This window comes from Bradyrhizobium sp. KBS0727, assembly GCF_005937885.2.
Classification (GTDB): Bacteria; Pseudomonadota; Alphaproteobacteria; order Rhizobiales; family Xanthobacteraceae; genus Bradyrhizobium.
Map to the genome: position 1 here is coordinate 6,839,717 of NZ_CP042176.1, position 16,688 is coordinate 6,856,404.

General features: G+C 64.0%; 12 protein-coding genes. 2 read left to right on the forward strand and 10 right to left on the reverse strand.

Going from position 1 to position 16,688, the window contains the following annotated elements; all coding sequences use genetic code 11:
* Positions 1-8: 8 nt before the first annotated feature.
* Positions 9-3,941 carry a BTAD domain-containing putative transcriptional regulator gene (locus FFI89_RS32105; RefSeq protein ID WP_138831466.1) on the reverse strand — a complete coding sequence of 1,311 codons (3,933 nt, stop codon included), beginning with the start codon at positions 3,939-3,941 and terminating at the stop codon, positions 9-11.
* A 412-nt stretch (positions 3,942-4,353) separates the two neighbouring features.
* On the reverse strand, positions 4,354-4,617 hold the full coding sequence (locus FFI89_RS32110) for a GlsB/YeaQ/YmgE family stress response membrane protein (protein WP_138831467.1): 264 nt from the start codon (positions 4,615-4,617) through the stop codon (positions 4,354-4,356).
* Between the two features lie 146 nt (positions 4,618-4,763).
* Here FFI89_RS32110 and FFI89_RS32115 point away from each other — a divergent pair, with 146 nt between their 5' ends.
* Positions 4,764-5,003, forward strand: coding sequence for a hypothetical protein (locus FFI89_RS32115; protein WP_138831468.1), 240 nt, complete (start codon positions 4,764-4,766; stop codon positions 5,001-5,003).
* Positions 5,004-5,010: 7 nt separating this feature from the next.
* On the opposite strand, the gene FFI89_RS32120 is transcribed toward FFI89_RS32115, so the two are convergent.
* The 7 genes from FFI89_RS32120 to FFI89_RS32150 all read right to left on the reverse strand — a co-directional run bounded on the left by FFI89_RS32120 (position 5,011) and on the right by FFI89_RS32150 (position 12,356).
* Positions 5,011-5,994, reverse strand: coding sequence for an ABC transporter ATP-binding protein (locus tag FFI89_RS32120; protein WP_138831469.1), 984 nt, complete (start codon positions 5,992-5,994; stop codon positions 5,011-5,013).
* Positions 5,991-7,382: an amidase gene (locus FFI89_RS32125; RefSeq protein ID WP_138835904.1), complete on the reverse strand. Its 1,392-nt coding sequence runs from the start codon at positions 7,380-7,382 to the stop codon at positions 5,991-5,993. Before FFI89_RS32125 ends, FFI89_RS32120 begins: the two co-directional genes overlap by 4 nt.
* A 26-nt stretch (positions 7,383-7,408) precedes the next feature.
* Positions 7,409-7,606: a hypothetical protein gene (locus FFI89_RS32130; RefSeq protein ID WP_138831470.1), complete on the reverse strand. Its 198-nt coding sequence runs from the start codon at positions 7,604-7,606 to the stop codon at positions 7,409-7,411.
* Positions 7,603-8,682 (reverse strand): ABC transporter ATP-binding protein, encoded by a 1,080-nt coding sequence (locus FFI89_RS32135; protein ID WP_138831471.1) that lies wholly within the window; start codon positions 8,680-8,682, stop codon positions 7,603-7,605. Before FFI89_RS32135 ends, FFI89_RS32130 begins: the two co-directional genes overlap by 4 nt.
* A 21-nt stretch (positions 8,683-8,703) precedes the next feature.
* Positions 8,704-9,582 (reverse strand): ABC transporter permease, encoded by an 879-nt coding sequence (locus tag FFI89_RS32140; RefSeq protein WP_168213202.1) that lies wholly within the window; start codon positions 9,580-9,582, stop codon positions 8,704-8,706.
* Between the two features lie 27 nt (positions 9,583-9,609).
* Positions 9,610-10,563: an ABC transporter permease gene (locus FFI89_RS32145; RefSeq protein ID WP_138831473.1), complete on the reverse strand. Its 954-nt coding sequence runs from the start codon at positions 10,561-10,563 to the stop codon at positions 9,610-9,612.
* A 173-nt stretch (positions 10,564-10,736) separates the two neighbouring features.
* A complete protein-coding gene (locus FFI89_RS32150; protein WP_246669560.1) occupies positions 10,737-12,356 on the reverse strand; it encodes an ABC transporter substrate-binding protein in 1,620 nt (539 codons plus the stop codon).
* Between the two features lie 248 nt (positions 12,357-12,604).
* Between FFI89_RS32150 and FFI89_RS32155 the strand changes: the two genes are divergently transcribed.
* The gene (locus FFI89_RS32155) at positions 12,605-14,212 is read left to right on the forward strand and encodes an ABC transporter substrate-binding protein (protein ID WP_138831475.1); all 1,608 of its coding nucleotides are present in this window, start codon (positions 12,605-12,607) and stop codon (positions 14,210-14,212) included.
* 136 nt (positions 14,213-14,348) lie between these two features.
* Here FFI89_RS32155 and FFI89_RS32160 read toward each other — a convergent pair whose 3' ends face one another.
* A complete protein-coding gene (locus FFI89_RS32160) occupies positions 14,349-16,577 on the reverse strand; it encodes a CHASE2 domain-containing protein (RefSeq protein WP_138831476.1) in 2,229 nt (742 codons plus the stop codon).
* Positions 16,578-16,688 lie beyond the last annotated feature (111 nt).

Below are 16,688 nucleotides of genomic sequence, written 5' to 3' on the forward strand. Positions count from 1 at the left end.
CGCGGCGGCTACTGCGGCCGCGAGGTCTCCGCCTCGACCTGCGCAAGCCAGTACCGCATTTCCATGTCGCGATACATCGTCGTCGCGACGGCGAGGTGATCGCGGGCCTGATCCGGTTTTCCCGTTCGCAGGTACACCTTGCCGAGACCGAAGTGGCAGTGGGCCATGATGGGACGCATCCCCAGCCCCTCGGCGATGGCCAGGGCCTCGCGATAATGCGTCTCGCTGAGCGCGGCGTCGAACTGATCGGGACGGGCTGCGACATCGCCGAGCAGGAGCAACGCGTGGGCTGCAAACCCGGGCTGGGAGGGACAAAGTTCGAGTGCACGGTTGCCGAGACGCCTTGCCTCATCGCAACGGCCGAGCAACAGGCAGGCGCGCGCCAGCGAACAATAGAACGAGGCGATGTTTGCCAGGATCCGACCCGCCGCCAACCGTTCGAGCATCGGCTCGCTTTCCGTCAGCCGGTTCAGCACCTCGCTCGCCTCGCCGAGCTGCGCCAGCGGCCAGGCGGAGGACGCTATCCCCCAGGGAAGATGAAACAGGAAGGTCCCGGTCCGGGCTAACGCGATCCAACGCTCCATCCGCGAGAGCGCCTCGGCCCAGTCGCCGCGAAGGAGGTGCAGCGTGCTGGCGGCGAACAGGGCCATGCTGATGGTAAAGGCGTGCTCGGTCGGTTCGGCGATGCTCATCGCCTCGGCTTCATACCTGGCCGCTTCGGTGAACCGGCCGAGCTCGGCAAGACTCATGATCAGGCAACCCCGATCCCAGACCGATGGCGGTCCACCAAGTCCGAAGGTCTCATGTACCCAATCGGCGGGCAATGCGGCGAGGTTGCCGGTTGCCAGTTCGATCACCCGATCATACTCACCCCGGGCCTGATGGACCTGTATCAGAAGACTCGTGGTGACGATGCGAAGTCTGAGGTCTTGCAGGCGCTCGGCCGCCTCCAGCGCGTGGGTGCCAGCTGCGAGAGCCTCGCTCAGCTCGCCGCGCAACGAGTGTGCGACCGTCATAAACCCGTAAACCCGGGCGCGCCGGCGATCGTCATTGAGCCGCTCGGCGAGCGCCTCGGCCTCACCAAGGCATTCCAGAATCCGCGGGCCTCTGCCGAGTTCGAGCAGCACCGGACGTAACTCGAGTCGGATATCGAAGCCCTGCTCCAGCGCGGATTGGCTCTCGGGCAGTGTCCTGAGCAGATGCAGCGCCTGCTCGAAGAAGGTGACGGCCTCGCGGCCGGCCGACCGCGCGGTTGCAAGCTGACCCGCCTTGCGCCAGTAGCCGACCGCCTCGCTCGCAAGCCCGGCCTCGGTGAAATGGTGGGCGACCACCTCAGGCAGACGTTCGACCGTCGCCGAAAACCTTCCGACCAGCGCTTCGGCGATGCTCGCATGCAACTCCCGCCGGCGGCTCTTGAGCATCGTGACGTAGGCTGCGTCCTGTACCAGCGCGTGCTTGAATGCGTAGATCGCGTCCGGCGGCGTTCCGCGCCGGGCGACGAGGCCGGAGGCCATCAACCGCTCGAGCGCCGCGTTGAGGTCCGTGGCACGCAGGGTTGACACCGCGCCGATCAACTCGTGGGAGAACTCCCGTCCGATCGCGGCGCCGATCTGCGCCGTATCCCTGGCCGAGACAACCCGGTCGAGACGCGCCACCAGCGAGGCTTGCAGCGTCAACGGCATCGCCAGCGTCGGCAGCGTTCCGTCGAGCACGTAGCAGTCCGTTGTCTCACGCAACACCCCGCTCTCAAGCAGCGCGCTGGTCAGCTCCTCGATGAAAAGCGGTACGCCATCCGCGCGGGCGAGGACTTGTTCGACGACCTCATCCGGCAGCGATCTGCCCTCGGCTACGCCGCCCATGATGCCGGCGCTGTCGAGACGACCGAGGCGGCTCAGCGGCAGCATCGTCACATGCGGCTGGCCAATCCAGCCTGGCTGGAACTCCGGCCTGGCCGTAACGACCAGAAGCACCGGCAGCCTGGCGGCGCGTTCTATCATTCGATCGAGCAAATCCTGCGATGTCGGATCGATCCAGTGGGCGTCCTCGACGACGATCAGGACCGGGCCCTGCGCCGCGGCGCTGTCGAGTTGCTCGAAAAGGGCGGTAAGAATCATTTCCCGCTTCTGCTGCGGGCTGACCGCCACTGCCGGAAAGCGCTCGTCCGGCGGCACGCCCAACAGCTCGGCGATCAGCGCAACGTCGCGCGGCAGATTTTTCGCCACCGGCTTGAGCAGCGCCTGCAGCCTGTCGAGCCTGGCGCCAACGTCGCTGCCGGGCTCGAAGCTTGCGGCCCGTTCCAGCCGGGCAATGAACGGGTAAAGCGCGCTGTGGGTATGGTGGGGTGAGCAGAAATAGCGAAGACGGGCATGAGGCTCGCTCTCGAGCCTGACCAGCAGGGTTTCGGCGACGCGCGACTTGCCGATGCCGGGCTCGCCCGAGAGCAGCACGACCCGGCCCTCGCCGTCTCTGGCCTGATGCCAGCGGCGCAGCAACAGATCGATCTCTTCTTGCCGGCCGACGAGCGGTGCCAGCACGCCCGAGCGCCGCGCCTCGAACCGGCTGACGCCGGCCGTCTCGCCGTGCACCTGCCACACCTCGACCGGCTGCGGCAGCCCGTTGACCTCGATCGCGGCAAGCGCGCGGCAGTCGAACATCCGCCCGAGCAACCGCCGCGTGGCGGCCGAAATAACCAGCTCGCCCGGCGGTGCGACGGCCTGCAGCCGCGCCGCCAGGTCCGGTGTCTCGCCGATCGCGACACGCCTGCCACGCCGCGGCATGTCGTCGGTTTCCAGTTGCTCCCCGACGACAACGACCCCGGTGGCGACGCCGGCACGCGCCTGAAGGGTCACGCCGGAAGCGGCCTTCAGCCTGCCGACCGCATCGAGGATGGCGACACCGGCGCGGACGGCCTGCTCGGCGTCATGCTCATGAGCGACAGGGTAGCCAAAATAGACGAGCGCGCCATCGCTCAGGTACTGGGCGACAAATCCGTCGAATCGCGGCACGACATCGTCGATCACCCAGTGGAAGGTGGTGAGCAGATCACGCAGGTCCTCGGGGTCAAGATGTACCGATAGAGCCATCGAGTCGACGATGTTGCACGCCATGATCGTGAGCTGCCGTCGCTCGGAGCCGGCGGAACGGACAGCCGGCGCAGGCTGCTCCGGCGTGGGTTTGGCGATCTCCACAGCGGGCGATCTGCTCGGCGGCGGCTTGCTGCGAAGCTCGGCGACGAGCGACGTGGTTGCTGCGTCAGGCTCAGTATTCAATTCGAGTTTGAGCCGCGCAACGACATCCTGGTAGTGCTTGAGCGCTTCGGCCTTGCGTCCCGCGTCGGCCAGCGCCTGCACGATCAATCGATGCGCGTCCTCACGCATGTTGTTGAGCGCGATCGCGCGCTGACCGGCCTTCAGGGCGTGTTCGGCGCGGCCGGCGGCCAGTTCGTATTCACCGAGCCGCACCATGGCGCCAAGCGCCAGTTCCTGTAACCTCTCGCGCTCACCCGAGAGCCATTCGGTCCAGCCCTCTTCGCCGACGCTGACGTCGTCGATGAACCGGCCGCGGTAGAGATCGGCCGCCGCACTCAACGCATCGCGGCTGCCCTCGCGGACCAGGGCCTCGAACCGGCCGACATCGCACAGGATGGCCGCCTCATTGAGCGATACGAACTCGCCGTCACCGTGCAGCGCGTCCTGGCCGAGCACCCTGCGCAGCCGGAACAGGGCCTGGCGCAGGTTCTGTCTGGCTTGAGCGTCGAAATGGGAGCCCCACAACAGGGCCGACAACTTCTCGCGCGACTGTGGTTGGGGCGCCGTACAGGCCAGATAGGCCAACAAGGCTGCAAGCTTCTTGCCCGGCAGATCGACAACCCCGTCCGGCCCGGTCAGCTCAAATCGTCCCAGCAGCGAGAGACCAAACCTTAAGAAAGGCCCACCATCCATCATTACGAACCAAGCTATTTCACATATTCATGCCGTTTGGCGAAAAAGTAACGGCGTTGTACGCCAAACCAACGCCAGCAACGACGGCGGCAGGATTTAAGCAATGTAGCGTCGGGACATCCCGGTCATCAAAATCGGACGAACACCATGCGAGCCTGGGATTGATCTGTCGAGCTTTCACCGCGCCAAAGATCCTGGATCTCTGGCGCGAGGACGTCGACCGCGGCAGCTGGACTATTCGGGTCACATCGCCAAGGGAACCGCGCCCGGGCTACGGACGACAGCCTAGCACATCCAATTTCGAGAAGCTTGGGAAAGCAAGGGGCCGCGCACCGCCGATGCTGGCCAAGGCCGTCCGCAAAGACGGCCCCCGATTTCGTAGTCAGACAGAAACGCCGGCGTTTAGCCGCCGCTACATCCGGCCGCGAAGCAGCCGCACGATCAGCAGGAGTACGATGGCGCCGATCGCGGAATAGATGATCTCCGACACCAGACCGCTGCCAATATGAATGCCGAGCTTGGGAAACAGGAAACTGGCGACCAGCGCGCCGGCGATGCCCACGAGGATGTCGCCGATGATGCCGAAGCCGGTGCCGCGCACGATCTTGCCGGCCACCCAGCCCGCCACCAGGCCGACAAACAGAATAACGAGAAGGCTTTCATTGGATATATGCATTGAAATCCCCCCGGATTGCACGGCGCCATCCCGGCACCATATGATACCTTATCCACAATCGATCGATGTGACGACCCATAATCTTTTCGCAACGTGTCCGTTCCGGACGACGTGAAACTTTTTCCTCCGACCGGCGTTACTTCGACATGGCGCATGGCGATATTTGGTATGTCACTTTTGGTCCGGACAAAACGGACGAAGACGCGACCAGCTTGGTTCGCACCACCCGCACTTTCAAATCGGAAATCGATGCCAAGCTGTTTGCGATGCAGATCCTGGCCAAGGGCTGGATCGCGAACGCAGGCACGCTCAATCCCCATCAACCCAAGCAGGTGATCGGGCCTTCCCAGATCGAACGCTGGGCCGATCCGGGGCTCGGGGGCTAAACCCTATCTACGTCGCAGCAACGGCAGCCGCCGGCTCCGCCAGCACGCAGCGCGCGGTGTGGCCCGAGGATATCGCTACATTGGGCGGCAACCGCTCGGTGCAGCGCGGCTGCGCCAGGCTGCAACGCGGCGCGAACGAGCAACTCGACGGTGCACGATCGAGCGAGGGCGGCGTCCCCGGGATGGTCCCCAGCCGTTGCCCCCGTTTGGCGCCGTGGACGGTCGAAGCCAGCAATCCCCTCGGATAGGGATGAACCGGCGAGCGCACGATCTGGCTGAGCGTGCCCTGCTCCACGATCTGGCCGGCATACATGACCGCGACACGATCGCAGATTTCGATCGCCACACCAATGTCATGTGTCACGAAGATGACGGACATGCCGAATTCGCGCTGCAGTTCGCGCAATAGCAGCAGGATCTGGATCTGCACGGTCGCATCCAGCGCCGTGGTCGGCTCGTCGGCGAGAAGGATTTTTGGCTTGCACGCCAGCGCCAGCGCGATCATGGCACGCTGCCGCATGCCGCCGGACATTTCGTGCGGATAGGCATCGAGCCGGCGTTTGGCGGAGGGAATCCGCACCACTTCGAGCATTTCCAGCGCCCGCGCCATCGCGTCGCGCTCGCTCTTGCCTTCGTGGCGGATCACGCTTTCCGCGATCTGCCTGCCGATAGTGTAGACCGGATCGAGCGCCAGCGCGGGCTCCTGAAAGATCATCGAGACGGTCTGGCCGCGGAAATCAGACAATTCCTCATCGTTAAGCGCCAGCACGTCGCGGCCGAGCACGTTCACGCGTCCCGAGATCTGCGTGCGTTTCCGCGGCAACAGCCGCATCAACGCGCGCAGCGTCACGCTCTTGCCGGAGCCGGATTCGCCGAGCAGGCCGAGCACCTCGCCCTCGCCGAGCGTCAACGAGAGATCGTTGACGGCATGCACCGTGCGCTCGCCGGTGAAGCGAATGTTGAGGTGATCGATCTCGACGAGATGGGTCATGACAGCTTTGGCACCCGTGCGTGGAAATCGGTCGCGCGCTGGAACGCAGCACCAATGCGGACCAGCATCGCCTCATCGAACGCGCGGCCGACCAGCTGCATACCGACCGGCAGACCGGCCTTGGTGAAGCCGGTGGGGATCGAAAGCGACGGCAGGCCGAGATAATTGATCGGGCGGGTGAACTTGGTGATGCGCTGGATCACGGCTTCCGCATCGATGCTGTTGCCGACATCGCTTTCGGCAATGGTCGGCGCCGGCATCGGCGCCACCGGCGCCAGTACCGCGTCGGTGCCGGCAACGGCGGCGAGGTACGCCGCGAGCGCCGGGCCGCGCCAGCGCATCGCCTCGAGATAGGAAACGGCCGGGATCGCGAGCCCGTTCTGCAGCCGCATCAGGACCTGCGCGCCGTAATCCTGCGGCCGTTCGATCAGCCATCTTTTGTGGAACGCGGCGGCTTCGGTCGCGAGCACGAGCTGGCAAGCGGCGGTGAGCTGGCGCTGGTCCGGTAATTCGACCTTGACGATCTCGGCGCCCTCTTTCTTGAGGGTGGCGATGGTGTCGTCGAGCACCCGCGCCACTTCCGCATCGAGATCATCGACATAGAACGCGGTAGGCACGCCGATCCGGAGGCCCTTGATCGAGCCCTTGGTGGACGCCATGTAGTCCGGCACCGGCCGCGTCGATGCCGTGAGATCCTCTGGGTCCGCCCCCGCCATCAGTCCGGTCAGCAGCGCGCAGTCTTCCACACTCTGTGCCAGCGGGCCGACGGTATCGAGCGATTGCGACAGCGGCATCGCGCCGGCGCGGCTGACGCGGCCGACCGTGGTCTTCAGGCCGGTGACGCCGCAGAAATGCGCGGGCATCCGGATCGAGCCGCCGGTATCCGATCCCAGCGCCGCAAAGGTCAGCCGGGCCGCCACCGCCGAGCCCGAGCCGGACGATGAGCCGCCGGTGATGTGGTCGACATTCCAGGGATTATGCACCGCGCCGTAATGCACATTATGGCCGGTCGGGCCGTAGGCGAATTCGACCATCTGCAATGAGCCGAGGCGGATCGTGCCGACGTCCTTGAGCCGCTGCAACACGGTCGAGGTCGTCGTCGCGACAAAGTCTCGACGGATTTTTGAACCGCAGGTCACGACCTTGCCGGCGTCGTAATACATGTCCTTGTGCGCCAGCGGAACACCATGCAGCACGCCGTGGCTGTTGCCCTTGGCAAGCGCGGCATCGGCGGTATCGGCAGCGGCGAGCGCGGTATCCGCCTCGATTGCCATGAAGGCGTTGAGACGCGGTTGCCACTCCGCGATCCGGTTCAGGCAGGACTGCGTCACCTCGCGCGAGGAAAACTTCTTGTCGGCAATCGCCCTGGCGACCGCGACGAGCGACATCAAGGCCGGTTCGGTGCTGTGCTTGTTCACTTCGACACCTCGGCATTCCTTACCAGCAGGTAGCTCGCGGGTTCGAGATCGAACGGCAGCGTGCCGGCCACGGCCGCAAAGCCGTCGAAAGCAGGACCAATGGAATTGGCGATGCGCGCGGCGGCTTCGTTGTCCACGGGCACGCCCGCGGTCGTGGTGATCGCCATCACTTCTCTAGGACCGGGTTTCGTCATGCGGCGTTGGCTCCCCTATTGTTTTCTTTGGCCGGTGCGCGGCTGTGCCCCGAGCCTGGAATGGCCATATAGCACGCCGCTTGGTGACCCATTGTATCGAGGTCTGAGAGTTTTGGTGTCGCATTTGCGCAGAGCGGCTCCGCAAACGGACAGCGGGTGTGAAACCGGCAGCCGGACGGCGGGTCGATCGGATTGGGCGGATCGCCCGAAATCGGCGGCGTCTCCGTGCGCTTGTCCGGATCGGACGACGGCATCGCCGCCAGCAGCGCCCGCGTATAAGGATGCGCAGGCGTATCCCAGACCTTGTCGACCGGGCCGAGCTCGACGACTTCGCCGAGATACATCACCAGCACCCGGTCCGAGATGTAGCGCACCACGTTGAGGTCGTGACTGATGAACAGGTAAGTCAGGCCGAATTCGCGCTTGAGATCGGCGAGCAGGTTGAGCACCTGGGCCTCGACCGACTTGTCGAGCGCCGAGACCGCCTCGTCGAGGATCACGAGCCGCGGCGATAGCGCCAGCGCACGCGCGATATTGACGCGCTGGCGCTGGCCGCCGGAAATCTCGTGCGGATAGCGGTTGGCGAAATTTTCCGGCCGCAAGCCGACCTTGCCCAGCAGCTCGCGGGCCAGCACGCGCGCGGCATGATCCGCCATGCCGTGAACCTTGGGGCCGAACGCGATCGATTCCTCGACGGTGAGGCGCGGATTGAGCGAGGCATAGCTGTCCTGAAACACCATCTGCATGCCGCGGCGCAACTCGCGAAGTGACAGCGCACGGCCGACCTGCATGCCGTCATAGACGATATCGCCGGCATCGCGCTTCATCAGGTGCATCAAAAGCCGCGCCGTGGTCGACTTGCCGCAGCCGGATTCGCCGACAATGCCTACGGTTTCGCCCTTGGCGATGGCAAACGACACATTATCCACCGCGCGCACGGTCTTACGCGCGGTGAACAGGTCGCCGCGCACCGGGAAATGTTTTGTCAAACCGCGGACCTGCAACAGCGGCTGCGCGGCGCCGCCGATATCCTCGATCGGCTGCAGCGGTTCGACCGATGGGGTGGTATCGTTCATCAAATAAGTTCCTGCATCGGTTCAGTTCCTGATGTCCATGGCACTCCGCATGCCGTCGCTGAGCAGATTGAAGCAGATCGACACCGCGAAGATCATGACGCCGGGCAGCGCCGCCACCCACGGATTGACATAGATCGCGGTGCGCAGCGTGTTGAGCATCAACCCCCATTCCGGCTCCGGCGGTTTTGTTCCCAAGCCGAGGAACGACAGGCCGGCGGCGAGGATCATCGACACCGAAATCAGCCCGGTGGCATAGACGAAGATCGGGCCGAGCACATTGCCAAGCATGTGCACGCGCATGATGGTGAAGGCGCCGGCGCCCGAGGCGCGCGCGGCCTCGACGAAATCCATGTTGCGCACGCCTGTCGTGACGCTTTCGGCAACCCGGGTGATCTGCGGCACGAACACGATGGTCAGCGACACGATGGAGTTGACGATGCCGGCGCCGAGCGCGCCTGATATCGCGATCGCCAGCAGCACCGATGGGAACGCGTAGAACACGTCCACCGTGCGCATGATCGCGGTGTTGAGCTTGCCGCCGACATAGCCGGCGACGAGCCCCAAGGACGTCCCGATCATGAAAGCGAGGATCACGGGCAGGATGCCGATGACCAGCGACAGCCGCCCGCCATAGATCAGCCGCGCCAGCATGTCGCGGCCGAGTTCGTCGGTGCCGAGCGGATAATTCGGCGTGCCGATATGGCGAAGCCTGCGGATCATTGAACCGGCATAGGGATCGGCGAGACCAAGCCACGGCGCGCACAGCGCGGAGAGGAAGATCAGCGCCAGAATCAGGGCGCAGGCCATGCTGACCTTGTCCCTGGCGATACGGCGGCCGACGGTGGCCCAATAGCCGCGCGCCTTGGTGGCGGGCGCGGCCTGCAGGGCGGTATCTGACATCACGCTCATGGGCAGAACTTCATTGTTTTAACTTCGCTTGATACGCGGATCGATCGAGGCTTGCGCGATATCGACCAGCAGATTGAGAGCGACGAAGAACAGTGCCAGCACCAGGATCGTGCCCTGCAGCAGCGGCAGGTCACGCTGGAAGATCGCCGAATTGAGCAGCAGGCCCGAGCCCGGCCACGAAAACACCGTCTCGATCAGGATCGAGCCGCCGAGCATGTAACCGAGTTGCAGCCCCATCACCGCCAGCGCCGTCGGCGCCGCGTTCTTGATGACGTGACGGAACACATCGGTCTCGCGCAGGCCCTTGGCGCGCAACGCCTCGACGAAATCCTGGCTGAGGATATCGCCGGTCAGCGCCCGCACGGTGCGGGTGACGATCCCCATCGGGATCACCGAGGTCGTGATCGCGGGCAGTACCAGATAGCGCAGGTGTTCCCAGTCCCAGGCCCACGAACCGGAGCCGCCGGGACCGGCGCCGACCGCGGGCAACCAGTTGAGCTGCACCGAGAAGATGATGACCAGCACCATGCCGAGCCAGTAATGCGGCACCGAGACGCCGGCGATCGCAATTGAAGTGGCGACCTTGTCGATCCAGGTGTCGCGGAAGTAGCCGGCGATCAGCCCGAAGAACAGGCCGAGCGTGAAGCCGATCAAGGCGGCGGCAATCGCCAAGGTCACGGTATTACCGACCGCGCGCAGCACTTCCGTCAGCACCGCGCGGCCGGTGGCGATGGAGTTGCCGAGATCGCCATGCACCGCGCGCCACAGCCAGAGCCCGAACTGCACCGGCAGCGGACGGTCGAAACCGTAGGCCGTGCGCAGTTGCGCCGCCAGTTCCTGCGACGCATCCGCCGGCAGCACCGCGACCAGCGGATCGCCGGGCGTGATGTGCACCAGCAGGAAGCACACCAGCGCCACGCTGATCACGATCGGGATAACGTAGACGATACGCCGGACGATATAGACGAGCACGGATCACCTTCTTCTTCCCTTCTCCCCTTGTGGGAGAAGGTGCCTTCTCGACATGACTTTTGCGTCGTCATGGCCGGGCTTATCCCGGCCATCCACGTCTTGGCCACAAGCAAGAAAGGCGTGGATGCCCGGGTCAAGCCCGGGCATGACGGAGAAAGAACTAGACGCCAGCGTTACGGTGCGATCGACACCGGCGAGAAGTCGACGAACCAGCTCTTCGGCTGCACGAAGCCCTTGATCTTCGGGCTCATCGCGCGTGGCGCGACGTCATGGGCGACATAGAGGAATGCTGCATCGTCCACCGAGGCCGCATGCAGTTCGGCGAGCGCCGCGTCACGCGCCGCAGGGTCGAAGGTCTGGCGCGCTTTGGTCACCAGTTCGTCGAACTTGGGATTGTTGATGAAACCCCAATTGTTCGAGACCGGTGGCGCCATCGACGACTGCAGGAAGCGCACCATGGCGAAGAACGGATCCATCGCCGCATAGGTGACGTTGGTGGCGTTGGCGCCGTTGGCGCTGGGATCCTTGACGCCGCGTCGCCAGTTGGTGAACAGCGTGTTCCATTCGATGACGTCGAGCTGGACGTCGAAGTAACATTCCGCCAGCGCCTGCTGCAAATATTCGTTCATCGGCAGCGGCAGCATCTGGCCGGAGCCGGACGCCGAGGTCTGGATCTTGACCGTGAGCTTCTTGGTCGGGCCGAAGCCGGCTTCCTGCATCAGCTTCTGTGCGGCCGGCTTGTCGTACTTGATCTGGAACGTCGGATTGCCGCGCCAGGGATGGCCGGGCTCGAACGTGCCGGTCGCGGGCACCATCAGGCCGGCGAGCAACCCATCTTTGAGCCCTTCGCGATCGACACAGAGATTGGCGGCCTTGCGAACCCGGATGTCGTTCCAGGGCGAGCCCTCGACGCGGGAGAACTGCCACGGCCAGACATGCGGCTCCTCGTTGGACTGGATCACGAAGCCGCGCTGCTTGATTTCGGCAACCGCGTCGGGTGCCGGCGCCTCGACCCAGTCGACCTGGCCGGACAACAGCGCCGCGGTACGGGCGTTGGCCTCCGGCATCGGCAGTAGCACCATCTTGTCGACCTTGGGGACGCGCGCCTTGTCCCAGTAGTTGGCGTTCTTGACCAGTTCGAGCCGCTCACGCGGCGTGAAGGCGGACATCTTCCAGGGGCCGGTGCCCGAAGCATCCTTGGCAAACGCGGCCCAGGCGGCCTGCGATTTTGCCTTGGCATCGGCGCCTTCGGCGGCGTCGAACAGCTTCTGCCATTTCGCCGGAGACGCCATGAACAGGTTGGTGAGGTTGATCGGCAGGAAGCTATCCGGCTCCTTGGTGATCAACTCCACCGTCATGTCGTCGATCTTGCGCGCGGAGGCCAGGGTGGGCATGCGCGAGGCGGTGACGCCGACCTGGCTGGCGTCGAATTGCGGCGCATCCTGCTTCAGCACCTTGTCGACATTCCAGACCACGGCGTCGGCGTTGAACGGCGAACCGTCGTGGAAGGTGACGCCGGGACGAAGCTTGAAGGTCCACTTCTTCTTGTCGGCGTCGTCCACCTTCCATTCGGTGGCGAGGCCGGGAATCATGACGCTCGCCTTGTCGGCCGAGGACAGGTCCCACATCGTCAGCGCGTCATACATCGTGAGGCCGGTGAAGCGGTTGCCCTCAAATCCCTGGTCGGGCTGGCCGAGTGTGCGCGGAATATCGGCGGCCGTCATGCCGATCCGCAACACGGATTCGGCCGAGGCCAGTTGCGGCAATCCCACCACCAGGGCGGTCGCCAGCATCCACGCCGACACGGCCTTTTTCGAACTTACGATACGCATTTCAGCAATCCCTTCTCGACTTCGATGATTAATTCTTATGCAAAACTATGCAACGCCTGTGCCAAGGGAGGAGATTTTGCTCCGATTGGCCATTTGGTCGCACAACCCTATGTGACCCCGCTTGCAGAACGGGACGAGGTGCCTATTCTGGCATCAACCTTGCTTCGTTGGCATTAGGTATTTCGAATACTTTCAACGGAGTTTGATCCATGCGCACCCCAAAAACGATGCTTTTCGCTGCCGTGGCGCTGGCCGTCGGCATCGGCCTGCCGGCCAAGGCCGCGCACGCCGAATCCGTGGTGCGCTACGGCATCTCGATGGCCGACATCCCGCTGACCACGGGACAGCCCGACCGCGGCGCCGGCGCCTATCAGTTCACCGCCTACACGATCTACGACCCGCTGGTGGCCTGGGAAATGGACGTCGCCGATCGGCCCGGCAAACTGGTGCCGGGCTTAGCGACCGAATGGAAGGTCGACGACAAGGACAAGACCAAATGGCGCTTTACGTTGCGCAAGGGAGTCAAGTTTCATGACGGCAGCGAGTTCAACGCCGATGCAGTGATCTGGAATCTGGACAAGGTGCTGAACGACAAGGCACCGCAATTCGACAAGCGCCAGAGCGCGCAGGTGAAGACCCGCCTGCCCTCGGTCGCCAGCTACGCCAAGATCGACGACGACACCGTCGAGATCACGACCAAGACCGTCGACTCGTTCTTCCCCTACCAGATGCTCTGGTTCCTGGTCTCCAGCCCCGCGCAATATGAAAAGCTCGGCAAGGACTGGGACAAGTTCGCCAGCCAGCCCTCCGGCACCGGCCCGTTCAAACTGACCAAGCTGGTGCCGCGCGAACTCGCCGAGCTCACCAAGAACGAGGACTACTGGAACAAGAAGCGGATTCCGAAGACCGATAGACTGATCCTGATTCCGATGCCGGAAGCACTGACCCGCACCAACGCACTCTTGGCGGGCCAGGTCGACTTGATCGAAACGCCGGCGCCGGACGCGGTGCCGCAGCTCAAATCGGCCGGGATGAAGATCGTCGACAACATCACCCCGCATGTCTGGAACTATCACCTCAGCGTGCTGCCCGGCTCGCCCTGGACCGACGTGCGCCTGCGCAAGGCGCTCAACCTCGCGATCGATCGCGATGCGGTGGTCGGCCTGATGAACGGTCTGGCCAAGCCCGCCAAGGGCCAGGTCGATCCGTCGAGCCCGTGGTTCGGCAAGCCCAGCTTCGACATCAAGTACGATCTCGCCGAGGCCAAAAAGCTGGTGCAGGAAGCCGGCTATTCGAAGGAGAAGCCGCTGAAGACCACCTTCATCATCGCGCAAGGTGGCACCGGACAGATGCTGTCGCTGCCGATGAACGAATTCCTGCAGCAGAGTTTCAAGGAAATCGGCATCGAGATCGACTTCAAGGTGGTCGAGCTTGAGACACTCTATACGCACTGGCGCAAGGGCGCGGCCGACGAGATGAATGCCGGCATCACCGCCAACAACGTCGCCTACGTCACCTCCGATCCGCTCTACGCCATCGTGCGCTTCTTCCATTCCGGCCAGATCGCGCCGGTCGGCGTCAACTGGGGCGGCTACAAGAACCCGAAGGTCGACGCGCTGATCGACGAGGCCAAGCAGACGTTCGACACCGCCAAACAGGACGAACTGCTGGCGCAGGCGCATGCGCTGATCGTTGATGATGCGGTGCTGGTGTGGGTCGTGCACGATACCAATCCGCATGCGCTGTCGCCGAAAGTGAAAAAGTTCGTGCAGGCGCAGCACTGGTTCCAGGACCTGACGCAGATCGGGCTGGAGTGAGGCGTCGGGCCGCCCAACAACGTCATTCCGGGACGGCGTGCCAGCGCCGGACCTCAGATGCGCAATTGCGCATCGGGGAATCTCGAGATTCCGGATTCGATGCTGCGCATCGCTCCGGAATGACGCACGAGACGCGTCACTTCGTCAGCAGCGCGAAGGCGCCGCTCCAGTCTTCCGGCGGCGGGTTTTCGATGTAGCCGCGGATCCGCGCTTCGTAGAGATTATAGAGCCGCTCCAGCGAATTCGCCTCGTCGGTGCGGCGGCCGCGTTCGATCGCGGCGAGCGCGCCTTCCCAGTCGCGTGCGCGGTAGCAAGCCAGCATCTCGATGGTCAGATTGCGCAGCCGCTGAAAACGGCCGGATTGCGCGGTGTCCTCGCGGCCGGCGATGGCATAGATCACCTCCGGCTCCTTCTTGCCCTTCACCATGATGAAGTCGAGTTCGAGGATGGCGAATTTGTTCTTCGCCGCCATCGCAGTCTTGGAGCCGACGATGATCGGGAATCCGTATTCCTTGGATTGCCCTTCCAGCCGCGAGGCCAGGTTGACGCTGTCGCCGAGCACGGAATAATTGAACTTGAGGTCGGAGCCCATATTCCCGACAACGCCGATGCCGGTGTTCAGACCGATACCGACATTGATCGGAATGTAGGCGTGACCACCATGTTCCGCTTCCTGTTCGCGAATCTTGTTGAGCTCGTCGATCCGCTCCAGCATGTCGATCGCGGCCTCGCAAGCATTGATCTCATGTTGAGGATCGTCGAGCGGCGCATTCCAGAACGCCATGATGGCGTCGCCCATGTATTTGTCGATGTACCCCTTGCGCGCCAGGATCGCGTTGGTCAGCGGCGTCAGGAAGCGGTTCATCAGGGCCGTCAGTCCCTGCGGATCGCGCTTGTAGGATTCCGAGATCGTGGTGAAACCGCGGACGTCGGAGAACATGATCGTCATCTCGCGCTCCTCGCCGCCGAGCACGAGCTTCTCCGGCGACTGCGCCAGCTGTTCGACCAGCACCGGCGACATATACTGCGCAAACGCGCCGCGAATCTGCTTCCGCTGCGCCTGTTCGCGCACGAAGCTGGAGAAGATCAACGTCAGATAGATCGCCGTGGTCGACATCAGGGGATAGGTGAAGTCGATCAGCAGACGGTGCTGGGTGTAGAAGTACCAGGACGTACCGACCAGGGCGGTCGCGAACACCGCGCCCAGCCCAACCAGCGTGACCGGCCCGAACGCGGGCGCAAACGCGATCACCAGAAGCCCGAACAGCAGCGCGGCGGTGAACTCGATGGCGATGCCATAGATCGGTTGCGTGATCACCGCGCCCGTCAATGCGCTCTCCAGCACCTGGGCATGGATCTCGACGCCGGGCATGGCGCCCGAAACCGGCGTGGTCTTGATGTCGTTGAGGCCGACCGCCGAGGTGCCGATCAACACCAGCTTGCCGGCGATCATGTCCGGCGCGACATTCTTCTCCAGCACGTTGATCGCCGGAACATAGATCGAGGCATCGTTGCGGGCATAGTGAACCCAGAACTGGCCGTTGTTGTCGGTCGGAATCTGCAGACCTCTTATGCCGACGCTCTTGATGCCGGCCTTCTCGGCCTTGATCAGGATCGTGCCCGAGCCGGTCGCGACCCGCAGCATTTCGAAGCTCAGCGACGGCATCGTCTGGCCCTGCGCCTGCATGATCATCGGTACCCGCCGCACGATGCCGTCGCGTTCGGGCCGGATCGTGAACAGCCCGCGTCCGGCGGCGGCATGTTCCAGCTCCGGCACATTGCGCAGCAGGCCCGGAAAATCCAACATGAAGGGCTGCGGCTCCTCGCCCATCATCGCGAGCCCGGTTACCGGCAGCGTCTTGTCGAGGGCTGCGATTTCCTCCGGCAGCCCGGATTCACCGAGCACCACGCGCGAGGCCCTGATGGCATCGGCGAAAATCCGGTCGTTGCTCGGCAGCGCGCGCAGTCTCTCGCGGGTTACCTCGTCGAGATTGCGGAACGTGTCGGCCGCAATATTTGGGTTGAGGCGATCCGGCTCCGAGAACACCGCGTCGAACGCGATCACGACGGCGCCGAGCCGCGTCAGTTCGGTGACGAGATCGGCGATCCGGGTGCGCGGCCACGGCCACTGCCCGAGCTTTTCCATGCTCTTGTCGTCGATATCGACGATGGTGACCGGCCTGGCGGCTTTCGTGCGGGGATCGAAGCGCTGGAAGGTGTCGAAGGTCCGGACCCTGAGCTCCTCGACGGGGGCCGGATCAAGAACCCGCAACGCGGCGAAAGCGACCAGCAGCGCAAGACACGCCAGCCGGGCGTAGCCAAACCGCCGCTTGAACCACCTTCGCCATACCTTCAGCCACTTCATATTGCTTGGGTATCATGTCGAAGCGGATTATTCCAACTAGTTGGGTCGTCAGGCGGCAGCGGTATCGCATGATACCCGCACATTCGTACGCTTGCTGCCGGACTACCAGCT